Origin of the sequence: Streptomyces sp. McG3, from assembly GCF_018619185.1 — a bacterium.
Classification (GTDB): domain Bacteria; phylum Actinomycetota; class Actinomycetes; order Streptomycetales; family Streptomycetaceae; genus Streptomyces.
In genome coordinates this window covers 1-14,514 of sequence record NZ_JAAXYC010000201.1, presented here as the reverse complement: position 1 = coordinate 14,514, position 14,514 = coordinate 1, and the positions used below count along the sequence as shown (strand labels likewise).

Here is a 14,514-nt window from a genome sequence, read left to right as displayed (position 1 = left end):
CCTCTCCCCCGCGCCCCGGCGGGCGGCCCTGCGCTGCTCCTCCCGCCGGGCCAGCCAGCGCCCGGCCGCCACCCGCAACCGGCCCGGCCCGGGCGGCTCGGGGGCGGCGGAGGGGGCGACCCCTCCGACGGAGGTGACCGCCGCGGCCGAGGTGAACGCGACAGCGGAGGCCGCGGCGGTGTGGACGGCCTCGCCGAGGTTGACGAGGAAGGCGTCGACGGTGCCCGAGGTGTCGGCGACCTGTCCGGCGAGGACTTCGAGTCGGACGATCTCACGGGCCCGCGACCCGGCCGCCGAGGCCAGCTCGGCCGGTCCCGTGAGGTCGCCGGGGAGTCCGGTGTCGACGAGGTGGGCGGAGACCCCGGTGGCGCGCAATAGGCGGCGGGAGGTCTCGGCGACACCCAGTTCGCGCCGCCTGGCCAGGTAGTGGGCGGGCGGGCAGTGCGCTTCGAGCCCGAGCAGGGGCGGGCACCAGCGGCGTACCGCGAAGCCCGTCTGGGTGTCGAAGAAGGTGGTGCCGGGCGCGGCCGGGGCGCGGGCGGCGGTGAGCCGGGCCTCGAAGGTGCCGAGGCCCAGCTCGGTGCGCAGGACGCCGTGGCAGTGCTGGTCGACCAGGTCGGCCACGGGAACGGTGTCGGTCATCCGGGACTCCCTGGGAAGGCGTGCGTCTGCACGGCCTAACGGGTGGGCCCCGTGTCAGGTGTTGCCCGGATGCGCCGAGAGCGGCGCTGTCGCCTCAGCGGTCGTTGGAGGGGCCGCCGACCTGGATGCCGGCCATCCGGGACCACTCGTACGGGCCGGTGCGGACCTTCAGCGCGAACTCGCCGTCGAACTCCTCGTGCATCGTGATGCCGGACTTCCGCGCCGCGCTCTCGGCCACGGCGTAGGTCGGGGCCACGAGGTCGCCCCAGGCGCCGTCCTCGCCGACCAGGACGATGCGGGCGCCCGACTGGCCGATGTAGGCGAGCTGTCCCTCCGCGCCGCCGTGCTCCTTGGCGAAGGCGCCGATCTGGTGGGCGAGCCTGGCCGCCCTGCGTTCGGCGCGCGCCGCCTTCCTGGCGTCCGTGCGTGAGGTCTGCCCGCTGTCGCTTGCGTCTGCTGCCGTCTCTGCCATGAACAGGATGCTACCGACGGGTAGATGAACTGGCGACGGGCGGGTCGCGTGGCCTGTGCCACGCGACCCGCCCGTCGAAGAAGTGCTAGCGGAGGAAGGGGTCCACCGCGACCGCGAGGAAGAGGAGGGAGACGTAGGTGATGGACCAGTGGAACAGCCGCATCTCCTTGAGCTTGGCTCCGGTCACCCCGGCCTTGGCCCGGTTCTGCAGGCCGTGGGCCTCCCAGAGCCAGGCGCCGCCGGACAGCAGCGCCACCGCGGTGTAGAACCAGCCGGTGTAGCCGAGCGGGGTGAGCAGCAGCGAGACCGCGACCATCACCCAGCTGTAGAGGACGATCTGCTTGGCGACCACCCGGTTGGAGGCGACCACCGGGAGCATCGGGACGCCGACCCGGGCGTAGTCGTCCTTGACCTTCATCGACAGCGGCCAGTAGTGCGGCGGCGTCCAGAAGAAGATGACGGCGAAGAGGATGACGGCGGCCCAGGAGAGCTCGTTCGTCACGGCCGACCAGCCGATGAGGACCGGCAGGCAGCCCGCGATGCCGCCCCAGACGATGTTCTGGGAGGTGCGCCGCTTCAGCAGCATCGTGTAGACGACGACGTAGAAGAGCAGCGCGCCGAGCGCGAGAGCGGCCGACAGCCAGTTGACGAGCAGCCCGAACCAGACCGTGGAGATCACCGCGAGGGCGATGCCGAAGGCGAGGCATTCACGGGGGCTGACCATGCCGGTGACCAGCGGGCGCTGGGACGTACGGTCCATCAGCGCGTCGATGTCACGGTCGATGTACATGTTCAGCGCGTTGGCTCCACCGGCGGAGAGGAATCCCCCGATGGTGGTGGCGAGAACGAGCCACAGGTCGGGTACACCCTGGGCAGCGAGGAACATCACCGGAACGGTGGTGATGAGCAACAGCTCGATGATCCGTGGCTTGGTAAGCGCCACGAAGGCCTTGACGCGGGCCCCGAACGGGCGATGGCCCCTCGGGCTGGGAGTCAAGGCGACCCCTGCGGGTCGGGACTCGACGGCCGTCACGCACACCCCTGACAGAGAAATCCCAGCAAGCTCCGGGCGAAGAGGCCCGGTGAAGACTTGCGCGAACCCGTTCACTCTAGACGTTGCGGATACGCCGTCCTTCGCGGGGGTGGGGTCGTGTTGGGGGTGACTGTTCACCGGTATGCGCATTCCGCCGGGAGGCGAACTCCACGGGTCGCCCACACCCTGGAAAGTGCTCGGAAAGTGTGCGTGTCAACGGGGGTAGGCTCGACAGCGCCCGGTGCGGTAACAGTCACCGGCCTACGACAGTGGAGAGGAGCCCTGACTCAGGGTGAGCATCAAGCCGACCACCACAGACCTTCAGTGGACCGATTTGGACCAGCGGGCCGTGGACACCGCCCGCGTTCTCGCCGCGGACGCCGTACAGAAAGTCGGAAACGGCCACCCGGGCACGGCTATGAGCCTGGCTCCCGCCGCGTACACCCTCTTCCAGAAGGTGATGCGGCACGACCCCGCGGACGCCGAGTGGACCGGTCGCGACCGGTTCGTCCTCTCCGCCGGCCACTCCAGCCTGACGCTCTACATCCAGCTCTACCTGGCCGGGTACGGCCTGGAGCTGGACGACCTCAAGGCCTTCCGCACCTGGGGCTCCAAGACCCCGGGCCACCCGGAGTACGGCCACACCACCGGCGTAGAGACGACGACCGGGCCGCTGGGCCAGGGCGTCGCCAACGCGGTGGGCATGGCGATGGCCGCCCGCTACGAGCGCGGCCTCTTCGACCCCGAGGCGGCCCCCGGCACCTCCCCGTTCGACCACATGGTGTGGGTCGTCGCGGGTGACGGCTGCCTCCAGGAGGGCATCTCGGCCGAGGCGTCCTCGCTGGCCGGGCACCAGAAGCTGGGCAACCTGGTCCTCCTCTGGGACGACAACCACATCTCCATCGAGGGCGACACGGAGACAGCGGTCTCCGAGGACACCCTGAAGCGGTACGAGGCGTACGGCTGGCACGTGCAGCGTGTCGACCAGCTCCCCAGCGGCGACCTGGACCCGGCGGGTCTGTACGCGGCGCTGCGGGCGGCCCAGGCCGAGACCGAGCGCCCCTCGTTCATCGCGGCACGCTCGATCATCGCCTGGCCCGCCCCGAAGGCCCAGAACACCGAGGCCGCGCACGGCTCGGCGCTCGGCGACGACGAGGTCGCGGCGACCAAGCGGGTCCTCGGCTTCGACCCGGAGCAGACCTTCGAGGTCTCCGACGCGGTCATCGGGCACACCCGCGAGGCGCTGGACCGCGGCCGTGAGGCCCGCGCGGAGTGGGACAAGGCGTTCGCCGCGTGGCGCACGGCCAACCCGGAGCGCGCCGCCTCCTTCGACCGGATCGCCGCGGGCGAGCTGCCCGAGGGCTGGGAGGAGAAGCTCCCCGTCTTCGAACCCGGCAAGGGCCTGGCCACCCGTGCCGCCTCCGGCAAGGTGCTCCAGGCGCTCGGCGAGATCGTGCCCGAGCTGTGGGGCGGCTCCGCCGACCTCGCGGGCTCGAACAACACCACGATCGACAAGACGTCGTCGTTCCTCCCGGCGGGCAACCCGCTGCCGGAGGCCGACCCGTACGGCCGCACGATCCACTTCGGCATCCGCGAGCACGCGATGGCCGCCGCCATGAACGGCATCGCGCTGCACGGCAACACCCGCGTCTACGGCGGCACCTTCCTGGTGTTCTCCGACTACATGCGCAACGCGGTGCGGCTCTCCGCGCTGATGCACCTGCCGGTGACGTACGTGTGGACGCACGACTCGATCGGCCTCGGCGAGGACGGTCCCACCCACCAGCCGGTCGAGCACCTGGCCGCGCTGCGCGCCATCCCGGGCCTGAACATCGTGCGCCCGGCCGACGCCAACGAGACCGCCATCGCCTGGCGCGAGATCCTGCGCCGCTACACCAAGGTGTTCGGCAAGGGCGCCCCGCACGGTCTGGCGCTGACCCGGCAGGGCGTGCCGACGTACGAGGCGAACGAGAACGCGGCCAAGGGCGGTTACGTCCTGTTCGAGGCCGAAGAGGCACCCGGGCAGGCGACGGAGCCGCAGGTGCTGCTCATCGCGACCGGTTCCGAGGTCCACGTGGCCGTCGAGGCGCGCGAGCGGCTCCAGGCGGCCGGGGTGCCGACCCGGGTCGTCTCGATGCCGTCCGTCGAGTGGTTCGAGGAGCAGGACCAGGCTTACAAGGAGAGCGTGCTGCCGCCGTCGGTGAAGGCGCGGGTCGCCGTCGAGGCGGGGATCGGCCTGACCTGGTACCGGTACGTGGGCGACGCGGGCCGCATCATCTCGCTGGAGCACTTCGGGGCCTCGGCCGACGCGAAGGTGCTGTTCCAGGAGTTCGGCTTCACCGCCGAGAACGTGGCCGCCGCCGCGCGGGAATCTCTCGAAGCCGCAGCACGCTGACGCCGGTAGATACGACTAGTAGGAGATGCAACTCATGACAGACGCACTCAAGCGCCTCTCCGACGAGGGCGTGGCGATCTGGCTCGACGACCTGTCGCGCAAGCGGATCACGTCCGGCAACCTGGCCGAGCTGATCGACCAGAGCCATGTCGTCGGCGTCACCACCAACCCGTCGATCTTCCAGAAGGCGATCTCCTCGGGCGACGGTTACGAGCAGCAGCTCACCGACCTCGCCGCCCGCAAGGTCACCGTCGAGGAAGCCCTCCGCATGATCACGACGGCGGACGTCCGCGACGCCGCCGACATCCTGCGCCCGGTCTTCGACGCCACGGACGGCCAGGACGGCCGGGTCTCCATCGAGGTCGACCCGCGCCTGGCGCACCACACCACGGCCACCGTCGCCGAGGCCAAGCAGCTGGCGTGGCTGGTCGACCGCCCGAACACGCTCATCAAGATCCCGGCGACCAAGGCCGGCCTGCCGGCGATCACCGAGACGATCGGCCGGGGCATCAGCGTCAACGTGACGCTGATCTTCTCGCTGGAGCGCTACCGCGCGGTCATGGACGCCTACCTGGCGGGCCTGGAGAAGGCGAAGGCCGCGGGCCTGGACCTCTCCAAGATCCACTCGGTGGCCTCGTTCTTCGTGTCCCGGGTGGACACCGAGATCGACAAGCGGCTGGACGCCATCGGCTCGGACGAGGCGAAGGCGGCCAAGGGCAAGTCCGCGCTGGCCAACGCCCGGCTGGCCTACGAGGCGTACGAGGAGGTCTTCTCCTCCGACCGCTGGGCCCCCCTGGACAAGGCACAGGCCAACAAGCAGCGTCCGCTGTGGGCCTCGACCGGCGTCAAGGACCCGGCCCTGAAGGACACGCTGTACGTCGACGACCTGGTGGCGCCGAACACGGTGAACACCATGCCGGAGGCGACGCTGGAAGCGGTGGCCGACCACGGCGAGATCACCGGCAACACCGTCGCCGGCGGCTACGACCAGGCGCGTGCCGACCTCGACGCGATCAAGAAGCTCGGCATCTCGTACGACGACGTCGTGCAGGTGCTGGAGGACGAGGGCGTCGAGAAGTTCGAGGCGTCCTGGAACGACCTGCTCAAGTCGACCGAGGCGGAGCTTTCGCGCCTCGCCCCCTCGGAGGGCTGACCACTTTGTCTGCTGTTCCCGGAGCCAACCCGCTCCGTGACGCACAGGACCGACGGCTCCCGCGTATCGCGGGGCCGTCGGGCCTGGTCATCTTTGGCGTCACGGGCGATTTGTCCCGTAAAAAGCTGATGCCCGCCGTCTACGACCTGGCCAATCGCGGCCTGCTGCCGCCGGGCTTCTCGCTCATCGGCTTCGCACGCCGCGACTGGGAGGACGAGGACTTCGCCCAGGTCGTGCACGACGCCGTCAAGGAGCACGCCCGTACGCCGTTCCGCGAGGAGGTCTGGCAGCAGCTCATCCAGGGGATGCGCTTCGTCCAGGGCAACTTCGACGACGACGAGGCGTTCGAGACGCTGAAGTCGACCATCCAGGAGCTCGACAAGGCGCAGGGGACGGGCGGCAACTTCGCCTTCTACCTCTCCGTGCCGCCGAAGTTCTTCCCCAAGGTCGTCCAGCAGTTGAAGAAGCACGGCCTGGCCGACCAGAAGGAAGGCTCCTGGCGGCGCGCCGTCATCGAGAAGCCCTTCGGCCACGACCTGGCCAGCGCGCAGGAGCTCAACCAGCTCGTGCACGACGTCTTCCCGCCCAACGAGGTCTTCCGGATCGACCACTACCTGGGGAAGGAGACGGTCCAGAACATCCTGGCGCTGCGGTTCGCCAACACGATGTGGGAGCCGATCTGGAACCGGTCCTACGTCGACCACGTACAGATCACGATGGCCGAGGACATCGGCATCGGCGGCCGGGCCGGCTACTACGACGGCATCGGCGCCGCCCGTGACGTCATCCAGAACCACCTGCTCCAGCTGCTGGCGCTGACCGCGATGGAGGAGCCCGGCTCCTTCCACCCGAAGGCCCTGGTCGCGGAGAAGCTCAAGGTGCTCACCGCAGTCGAGCTGCCCGATGACCTCGGGCAGCACACCGTGCGCGCCCAGTACGAGCACGCCTGGCAGGGCGGCCAGGAGGTCCTCGGCTACTGCGAGGAGGAGGGCATCGACCCCAAGTCGACGACCGACACCTACGCGGCGATCAAGCTGACGATCAACAACCGCCGCTGGGCGGGCGTGCCGTTCTACCTCCGCACCGGAAAGCGGCTCGGCCGCCGGGTCACGGAGATCGCGGTCGTCTTCAAGCGCGCGCCGTACCTGCCCTTCGAGTCCGGTGCCACGGAGGAGCTGGGCGGCAACGCCCTGGTCATCCGGGTCCAGCCGGACGAGGGCGTCACCGTGCGCTTCGGCTCCAAGGTGCCCGGCACCTCGATGGAGGTCCGGGACGTCACGATGGACTTCGCGTACGGCGAGTCGTTCACGGAGTCCAGCCCGGAGGCGTACGAGCGGCTCCTCCTGGACGTCCTGCTCGGCGACGCCAACCTCTTCCCGCGCCACCAGGAGGTCGAACTCTCCTGGACCATCCTCGACCCGATCGAGGAGTACTGGGACAAGCACGGCAAGCCCGCGAAGTACGCGGCCGGCACCTGGGGTCCGGCCGAGGCCGACGAGATGCTCGCACGTGACGGACGGAGCTGGAGGCGGCCATGAAGATCGATCTCACGGAAACCACGTCCAGCAAGATCAACCAGGCGCTGGTCTCGGCCCGCCGGGCCATCGGCACCCCCGCCATCGGCATGGTGCTCACCCTGGTCGTCGTCACGGACGAGGAGAACGCGTACGACGCGCTCAAGTCGGCCGGCGACGCCTCCCGCGAGCACCCCTCGCGGATCATCGCGGTGATCAAGCGGGTCAGCCGCTCGCCGCGGGCCCGCCGGGACGCCCGCCTCGACGCCGAGGTGCGGGTCGGTTCCGACGCGGGCACCGGCGAGACCGTCGTCCTGCGGCTCCACGGCGAACTGGCCAACCACGCCCAGTCGGTGGTCCTTCCGCTGCTGCTGCCGGACGCCCCGGTCGTGGTGTGGTGGCCCGAGGGCGCGCCCGCCGACCCGGCGAAGGACCCGCTCGGGGCCCTCGCCCAGCGCCGGATCACCGACACCTACTCCGCCGAGCTCCCGCTCGACGAGCTGGCGGTGCGGGCGGCGACGTACAGCCCGGGCGACACGGACCTGGCCTGGACCCGGATCACACCGTGGCGCTCGATGCTGGCCGCCGCGCTGGACCAGCAGCCGGCCGAGGTCATCGGCGCGACCGTCGAGGGCGAGAGCGACAACCCGAGCTGCGAGCTGCTCGCCATGTGGCTCGCGGACCGGCTCGGCGTCCCGGTGGAGCGCACGCTCTCCGCGGGGCCCGGCCTCACCGCGGTCCGGATGGAGACGAAGAACGGCGTCATCGTCCTGGACCGGGCCGACGGATCGCTCGCCACGCTCTCCATGCACAACCAGCCGGACCGCGCGGTGGCGCTCAAGCGCCGTGAGACCGCCGAACTGCTGGCGGAGGAGCTGCGCCGGCTCGACCCGGACAACACCTACGCGTCCGCGGTGAAGTTCGGCGTCGACCGGCTGCACGCGGGTGGCGAGGTCAAGGCCGCGCCGGTCGAGAGCGCCGAGGAGAAGGCGGCGGCCAAGGCCACCGAGGCCAAGGCGCCCGCCGCGAAGAAGGCCCCGGCCAAGAAGGCGGCGTCGAAGTGACGCCTCCCCAACTGGTCGTGCACCGCGACAAGGAGCTGATGGCGCAGGCCGCGGCGGCCCGGCTGATCACGAAGATCGTGGACGCCCAGGCCTCCCGGGGCCACGCCTCGGTGGTGCTGACCGGCGGGCGCAACGGCAACGGCCTGCTGGCCGCGCTCGCCGCCGCGCCCGCCCGGGACGCGATCGACTGGGCACGCCTGGATCTGTGGTGGGGCGACGAGCGGTTCCTGCCCGGGGGCGACCCGGAGCGCAATGTCACCCAGGCCCGCGAGGCGCTGCTCGACTCGGTGCCACTGGACCCGGCCCGGGTGCACGCGATGCCCGCGTCCGACGGCCCGTTCGGCGACGACGCGGACGCGGCGGCAGCCGGTTACGCCGCCGAACTGGCCGCCGCCGCGGGTCCCGAGGACCATGGCGCGGTGCCCGCGTTCGACGTGCTGATGCTGGGCGTCGGCCCGGACACGCATGTGGCCTCGCTCTTCCCGGAGCTGCCCGCGGTACGGGAGACCGAGCGAACCGTCGTCGGTGTGCACGGGGCTCCCAAGCCGCCGCCGGTGCGCGTCTCGCTCACGCTGCCGGCGATCCGCGCGGCGCGCGAGGTGTGGCTGCTGGCGGCGGGCGAGGACAAGGCCGAGGCGGCGGCCATCGCGCTGTCCGGGGCCGGGGAGATCCAGGCCCCGGCGGCGGGCGCGTACGGGCGGAGCCGCACGCTGTGGCTGCTGGACGCCGCGGCGGCCTCGCAACTGCCGCGCGCGCTGTATCCGCAGGCCTCCGCCTGACCCTCGAAAGCCCTGGCGGGCCCGGACCGCTCCCACCGAGCGGTCCGGGCCCGCGGTGTGACCGGCCGGACGCTCGGGGAGCGGCGCGGACATCACCCCGGGGACAACTCGGTCTCCACACCGGACTCCTCGAACAGTGAGAGGACGCTGTCGGTGAAATCGCCGCCCAGCGCTTCGCGGGAGGCCGCGGAGTTCCGCCATACCAGGCGGAACGGAGCCGCTCCGTCGCGCCGCATGGTCCGGAGACAGTCGAAGACCGCGTCGCGGTTCGAACCGAAATAGCCGCCGGGCCCGTTGACGGCTTCTCCCAGGGCGCAGTAGAAGCCGTCCCTCGTGGTGAATCCGGAGCCGTCGACGACCGCCGTCCCGGCGGTCTCGTAGCGCGTCGCGTTCCGTCCGGAATCGAACCAGGCGGTCTGCACGACATGCAGCCAGCTCTCCTGCCAGTCGGACGGGTGGCGGGCCCATTCCCCGTGCTCGACGGGCCGGCTCCGGGCCCACCTCCGCCAGATCTCCCCGGCCCTGATGTACTCGCAGGTGTGCCCGAAGGAGTAGTCGAGGTCGGGGCGGTCCGCGCCGGAGGGCACGAGTTCGTGCCGGAACGCGGCGACCACCCTCCCGAGGTAGTACACCCCGATCGTTTCCCCCTGCCGGTCGACGACCTGCAGCTCGGCGTGCTCGGTCTTCCGCCGGGCTCGGCCGACCTGATGCGCCCGGACGAAGGTGACGGTGACGGTCTCCGGCGGCTCCGGGTCCTCCTCCACGAAGTAGTTCAGAAGATCTTCGGCGGCGATCAGAACCTTCCCGGACTCCTGATCGACAAGTCGGTACAGAACATCCTGCGCATCGTCGATGCCTTCGCTTTCGGGGCTCATGCGTAACCATTCCGTTCGACGGGGAAACTCGACGGGGAAGGCCGAAGCCGCGCGACGCCCGCGCGCGGCCCGCGGCGTGAAAAGCTCGTCCCATGGTGCATATCGGAACCGTGGTGATGGGCGCGTCCGACGTACAGCGGGCCGCCGCCTTCTGGAAGGCGGCGCTCCAGTACACCGAGCGCGAGCCCGGGACGGACGACTGGGTGGTCCTGGTCCCGGTGGAGGGACCCGGTGTGGGGCTCTCGCTGGGGCGCTCCGGCTCTCCCGTCCAGGAGGTGCCCCGGGTCCACCTCGACCTCTACTCCGATACGCAGGAGGCCGAGGTGGAGCGGCTGATCGGGCTCGGCGCCGAAAGGGTCGCGTGGGAGCTGTATCCGCCGGACCCTGACTTCGTGGTGCTCGCCGATCCCGAGGGCAACCGCTTCTGCGTCATCGACACGACGTACGGCGGCTGACGGCGGCCCGGGAGCCCGAGTGGGGGGACGACGGGGTCAAAGGACGACCTGGTCCGTGCCCTGCTCCAGCCCGGTGATGGTGGGGGTCGACCCCGGCCGGGTCGGCCGCCTCGTCGCCGTCGCGCCGGGCGATGCCCTCCGTTCACGGCCCGCTGTTCCCGGTGCGCTCCAGGAACGGCTCCAGCAGCCCCGGGACGGCCTCGGCGGCGAAGCGCAGTCCCTCGGCCGCGTCGGCGTCGTACACCGTGTAGGCGCCCCCGCCGGCGGCGGTGGTGGCCGTGACGCTCACCAGTCCGGCCCGCCGCTGGAAGACCGACTGCTTGACCGTCCAGCCGATCACCCCGGCCCGCTCCAGGGCGGCGGTGGAACGGCGGACCGTGCCCGAGCGGGTGACCAGGTAGCGCCCGGAGAGCGCGTGCCCGAGCCCCCGGTAGGCGTCCAGGGCGAGCGCCACCGCCACGGGTGCGAGAACCACCGTGCAGCCGAGCGCGATCCACAGCAGCACGGGCGTGAGCAGTGCCCCGAGGACGGTCAGGATCAGGACCGGACCGAGGAGGGCGGCGAGCGACCAGCGCAGTCGGCGGCCTCGGGCGGCGCGCGGGTGCGGGGTGAGCGCCGCGCCGGTCGGGGTGACCGCCTCGCGCAGCACGTCGGCGGCGACGGTGTCGGCCCGGGTCCGGGGCACGGCCGGGAGCAGGGTGTTGTGGTCGGCGTTCCTGGCCTCGTTGTCCTTGGCCAGGCCGGTGGTGATGGCGTCCAGCCGGGCCGCGCCGAGCAGCCGTACGCCCAGCGGCTCGACCAGGTCGACGCCGCGCAGCCGGGCCTCCTCGACGGATATGGACCGGGAGGTGAACAGCCCGCGCCTCACCCGCAGCGTGCCGCCCTGCTCGCGCTCCAGACGGTAGTTCCACCACATCTCGATCCAGAGGCCGAGCGCCCCGACGACGCCGGCGACCAGGGCGGCGAGGGCCAGGATGACGATCATCCAGAGCAGCGGGGTGTCGCGGAAACGGTCCCCGACCCACTCGATGACGTCGCCCTGGGCTCCGACCCAGTCGCTGACCTGCATCACGGCCCCGGCGGCCGCCCCGCCGAGCATGGGGGCGACGAAGGAGACCGGCGCGTAGCGGATCCAGCGGGGGTCCAGGACGGCCAGTTCCCCTTCGCGGTGGACGCCGCCGTACGGTGCGGTGGCGGCGCGCTCCAGCAGGAGGCGGCGCAGCCGTTCTCCCTCGGCGCGGGTGACCGGGTCCAGTTCGAGGGTGGATTCGGAGCCCTGTTCGCCGGTGCCGATCCTGACGGTGACCAGGCCGAGGAGACGGAGCATCAGGTTGGCGGTGAGGTCGACCGTGCGGATGCGTCCGCGGGCCAGGGAACGGCGCTTGACGACCAGGAGGCCGGTGTGGAGGTCGACGCGCTCCTCACCGACGCGGTAGCGCGTGCGGTGCCAGCGGACCCGGTCGGCGCCCGCCGCGGCCCCGATGACCAGGACGGCGCCGGCGAGCACCTGGAGCACGGCGGCCGGGAGGCCGAACCACCGGGTGAGCCCGAGCGTGACGGGGATGGCGGCGCCCGCGACGACCCCCGCCACGACGAGCGCGGTGACCAGGACCGTGCGGGGGTCGAGGCGGCGCCAGTCGGCGGGCGGGGCGGCGGTGCTCATGTGGCGTCGCCGGGGGTGTCGCGGGTGATGCGGGTGAGCTGCTGGGCGAGGTCGGCGGCGACCTCGTGGTCCAGGCCCGCGATCCGTACCGCGCCCTTGGCGGAGGCGGTGGTGACCGTGACGGTGGCGAGCCGGAAGAGCTGCTCCAGCGGGCCCCGGACGGTGTCGACGGTCTGGATGCGGGACATCGGGGCGATCCGCCACTCCTGCCAGAAGAACCCGGTGCGGACGTACACCGCGTCCTCGGTGATCTCCCAGCGGTGCGTACGGAACCACCACAGGGGGAAGAGGACGGCGACCGCCGTGCCCGCCGCGGCCAGGACCGCGGCGGGCAGCAGCAGCCAGAAGCGGGCCGGCTCGATCAGCGCGCCCAGGACCGCGAGCGGCACGACGGGCACGGCCGTCAGCAGCAGCCACTGGACCCGCCACCAGCCGACGGCGCGCTCGTTCAGCGTGTTGCGCGGCGGCCGCAGCATCACCGCCGCCGTCCCCTCCCCCTGTGGCATCGGCTCAGCGCCCGCGCAGCGTGCGGTAGGCGTCGACGAGGGCGGCGGTGGAACTGTCCAGCTCCCCGGCGTCCGCTCCCCCGTCACCGGTCAGCAGCGGTTCGATCTTCTTGGCGAGGACCTTGCCGAGCTCCACGCCCCACTGGTCGAAGGAGTCGATGTTCCAGATGGCGCCCTGGACGAAGACCTTGTGCTCGTACAGCGCGATGAGCTGGCCGAGGACCGAGGGGGTCAGCTTGTCGGCGAGGATCGTCGTCGTGGGGTGGTTGCCCCGGAACGTCTTGTGCGGGACCAGCTCTTCGGGCACCCCTTCCGCCCGGACCTCTTCGGCCGTCTTGCCGAAGGCGAGGGCCTGGGTCTGGGCGAAGAAGTTGGCCATCAGCAGGTCGTGCTGGGCGATCAGGCCGGGCAGCAGGTCGTGGACCGGGGCGGCGAAGCCGATGAAGTCCGCCGGGTTCAGCTTGGTGCCCTGGTGGATCAACTGGTAGTACGCGTGCTGCCCGTTGGTGCCGGGCGTGCCCCAGACGACCGGTCCGGTCTGCCAGTCCACGGGGTCGCCGTCGCGGTCGACGGACTTGCCGTTGGACTCCATGTCGAGCTGCTGGAGGTACGCGGTGAACTTGGACAGGTAGTGGCTGTACGGCAGCACCGCGTGCGACTGGGCGTCGAAGAAGTTGCCGTACCAGACGCCGAGGAGGCCGAGAAGGAGCGGGGCGTTCTCCTCCGCGGGGGCGGTGCGGAAGTGCTCGTCGACGAGGTGGAAGCCGTCGAGCATCTCGCGGAAGCGGTCCGGTCCGATGGCGACCATCAGCGAGAGGCCGATCGCCGAGTCGTAGCTGTAGCGGCCGCCGACCCAGTCCCAGAACTCGAACATGTTGGCCGTGTCGATGCCGAACTCCTCGACCTTCTCGGCATTGGTCGACAGGGCCACGAAGTGCCTGGCGACGGCGTCCTGACCGGCCTTCAGCTCGGTCAGCAGCCAGTCCCGTGCGGAGGTGGCGTTGGTGATGGTCTCGATCGTCGTGAACGTCTTCGAGGCGATGACGAACAGCGTCTCGGCCGGGTCGAGGTCACGGACGGCCTCGTGCAGGTCGGCGCCGTCGACGTTGGAGACGAAGCGGAGGGTGAGCGCCCGGTCCGTGAAGGAGCGCAGCACCTCGTACGCCATGGCGGGGCCGAGGTCGGAGCCGCCGATCCCGATGTTGACGATGTTCTTGACGGGTTTGCCGGTGTGACCGGTCCACTGCCCCGACCGGACCTTCTCGGCGAAGCCGGCCATCTTGTCCAGGACGGCGTGCACGGCCGGTACGACGTTCTCCCCGTCGACCTCGACGACCGCGCCGCGCGGGGCGCGGAGCGCGGTGTGCAGGACCGCGCGGTCCTCGGTGGTGTTGATCTTCTCGCCGCGGAACATCGCGTCCCGCAGCTCCGCGACCCCGGTGGCGGCGGCGAGTTCACGCAGCAGGCGCAGCGTCTCGTCGGTGACCAGGTGCTTGGAGTAGTCGAGGTGGAGGTCGCCGACCCGGAGGGTGTAGGCGGTGCCGCGGTCCGGCTGCCGCGCGAACAGCTCGCGCAGCTGGGGTGCGCCGAGCTCCTCACGGTGCTTGGCGAGAGCCGTCCACTCGGGCGTCTGGTTGAGCTTGGTTCGGCTTGCTGCGTTCATCCCGGATATCAGCCCACTTCTTCTCGTCACTCAGCATCCCCGCTGCCCCTCCAACCTAATTGATCGAGGAGGGCTGCGGCGTGGAGGAGGGCGGTGGCGCGGGAAAGCGCTCCGGCCGGACACCCTTGGGGTGTCCGGCCGGTGAACGACTGGGGTTCCGTGGAGCCGCGTTGGGGGAGCCTCAGATCTCGCCGCGGAGTTTGGCCAGCGCCTCGGCGAGGATCGCCTCGCCGTCCTCGTCGCTCCGCCGCTCGCGTACGTACGCCAGGTGCGTCTTGTACGGCTCGGTGCGGGGCGGCT

13 protein-coding genes and 1 pseudogene are annotated in these 14,514 nt (G+C 71.3%); 6 read left to right on the top strand and 8 right to left on the bottom strand.

The genetic code is table 11. The features are described from left to right. From HET64_RS26605 to HET64_RS26595, 3 genes and pseudogenes are all read right to left on the bottom strand, one after another. A pseudogene (locus HET64_RS26605) lies at nucleotides 1-642 on the bottom strand (amidohydrolase); the annotation flags it as partial. Nucleotides 643-736: 94 nt separating this feature from the next. Further along, entirely contained in the window at nucleotides 737-1,114 is a 378-nt protein-coding gene (locus HET64_RS26600; protein ID WP_215109698.1) for a hypothetical protein, read from the bottom strand. 85 nt (nucleotides 1,115-1,199) lie between these two features. Beyond that, nucleotides 1,200-2,153 (bottom strand): heme o synthase, encoded by a 954-nt coding sequence (locus HET64_RS26595; protein ID WP_215109697.1) that lies wholly within the window; start codon nucleotides 2,151-2,153, stop codon nucleotides 1,200-1,202. Nucleotides 2,154-2,439: 286 nt separating this feature from the next. Here HET64_RS26595 and tkt point away from each other — a divergent pair, with 286 nt between their 5' ends. From tkt to pgl, 5 genes are read left to right on the top strand one after another with little or no spacing between them, the layout of a single operon-like run. Then, entirely contained in the window at nucleotides 2,440-4,542 is a 2,103-nt protein-coding gene (tkt, locus tag HET64_RS26590) for a transketolase (protein WP_215109696.1), read from the top strand. Nucleotides 4,543-4,576: 34 nt separating this feature from the next. Next, the gene (gene tal / locus HET64_RS26585; RefSeq protein ID WP_215109695.1) at nucleotides 4,577-5,695 is read left to right on the top strand and encodes a transaldolase; all 1,119 of its coding nucleotides are present in this window, start codon (nucleotides 4,577-4,579) and stop codon (nucleotides 5,693-5,695) included. A gap of 5 nt (nucleotides 5,696-5,700) precedes the next feature. After that, entirely contained in the window at nucleotides 5,701-7,233 is a 1,533-nt protein-coding gene (zwf, locus tag HET64_RS26580; RefSeq protein WP_215109694.1) for a glucose-6-phosphate dehydrogenase, read from the top strand. Then, complete coding sequence (gene opcA / locus HET64_RS26575; RefSeq protein WP_215109693.1) at nucleotides 7,230-8,273, top strand: glucose-6-phosphate dehydrogenase assembly protein OpcA; 1,044 nt, start codon at nucleotides 7,230-7,232, stop codon at nucleotides 8,271-8,273. Before zwf ends, opcA begins: the two co-directional genes overlap by 4 nt. Beyond that, entirely contained in the window at nucleotides 8,270-9,052 is a 783-nt protein-coding gene (pgl, locus tag HET64_RS26570; RefSeq protein ID WP_215109692.1) for a 6-phosphogluconolactonase, read from the top strand. The genes opcA and pgl overlap by 4 nt, the downstream gene beginning before the upstream one ends. Nucleotides 9,053-9,144: 92 nt before the next feature. On the opposite strand, the gene HET64_RS26565 is transcribed toward pgl, so the two are convergent. Then, on the bottom strand, nucleotides 9,145-9,927 hold the full coding sequence (locus HET64_RS26565; RefSeq protein WP_215109691.1) for a barstar family protein: 783 nt from the start codon (nucleotides 9,925-9,927) through the stop codon (nucleotides 9,145-9,147). Nucleotides 9,928-10,019: 92 nt separating this feature from the next. On the opposite strand from HET64_RS26565, the gene HET64_RS26560 reads away from it, so the two are divergent. Next, nucleotides 10,020-10,382, top strand: coding sequence for a VOC family protein (locus HET64_RS26560; RefSeq protein WP_215109690.1), 363 nt, complete (start codon nucleotides 10,020-10,022; stop codon nucleotides 10,380-10,382). Between the two features lie 142 nt (nucleotides 10,383-10,524). Here HET64_RS26560 and HET64_RS26555 read toward each other — a convergent pair whose 3' ends face one another. The 4 genes from HET64_RS26555 to HET64_RS26540 all read right to left on the bottom strand — a co-directional run. Then, nucleotides 10,525-12,045: a PH domain-containing protein gene (locus tag HET64_RS26555; protein WP_215109689.1), complete on the bottom strand. Its 1,521-nt coding sequence runs from the start codon at nucleotides 12,043-12,045 to the stop codon at nucleotides 10,525-10,527. Continuing rightward, complete coding sequence (locus HET64_RS26550) at nucleotides 12,042-12,551, bottom strand: PH domain-containing protein (RefSeq protein ID WP_215109688.1); 510 nt, start codon at nucleotides 12,549-12,551, stop codon at nucleotides 12,042-12,044. The genes HET64_RS26555 and HET64_RS26550 overlap by 4 nt, the downstream gene beginning before the upstream one ends. A 4-nt stretch (nucleotides 12,552-12,555) precedes the next feature. After that, a complete protein-coding gene (gene pgi, locus HET64_RS26545; RefSeq protein WP_215109687.1) occupies nucleotides 12,556-14,214 on the bottom strand; it encodes a glucose-6-phosphate isomerase in 1,659 nt (552 codons plus the stop codon). Nucleotides 14,215-14,395: 181 nt separating this feature from the next. After that, a partial coding sequence (locus HET64_RS26540) for an RNA polymerase-binding protein RbpA (RefSeq protein WP_215109699.1) occupies nucleotides 14,396-14,514 on the bottom strand: 119 nt, incomplete at its 5' end.

Bases quoted from the DNA above. Each gene is read 5' to 3' on its own strand.
- HET64_RS26600 (WP_215109698.1), bottom strand. From the start codon at position 1,114: ATGGCAGAGACGGCAGCAGACGCAAGCGACAGCGGGCAGACCTCACGC.
- tal (WP_215109695.1), top strand. From the start codon at position 4,577: ATGACAGACGCACTCAAGCGCCTCTCCGACGAGGGCGTGGCGATCTGG.
- opcA (WP_215109693.1), top strand. From the start codon at position 7,230: ATGAAGATCGATCTCACGGAAACCACGTCCAGCAAGATCAACCAGGCG.
- HET64_RS26565 (WP_215109691.1), bottom strand. From the start codon at position 9,927: ATGAGCCCCGAAAGCGAAGGCATCGACGATGCGCAGGATGTTCTGTAC.
- HET64_RS26560 (WP_215109690.1), top strand. From the start codon at position 10,020: ATGGTGCATATCGGAACCGTGGTGATGGGCGCGTCCGACGTACAGCGG.
- HET64_RS26555 (WP_215109689.1), bottom strand. From the start codon at position 12,045: ATGAGCACCGCCGCCCCGCCCGCCGACTGGCGCCGCCTCGACCCCCGC.
- HET64_RS26550 (WP_215109688.1), bottom strand. From the start codon at position 12,551: ATGCCACAGGGGGAGGGGACGGCGGCGGTGATGCTGCGGCCGCCGCGC.
- pgi (WP_215109687.1), bottom strand. From the start codon at position 14,214: ATGAACGCAGCAAGCCGAACCAAGCTCAACCAGACGCCCGAGTGGACG.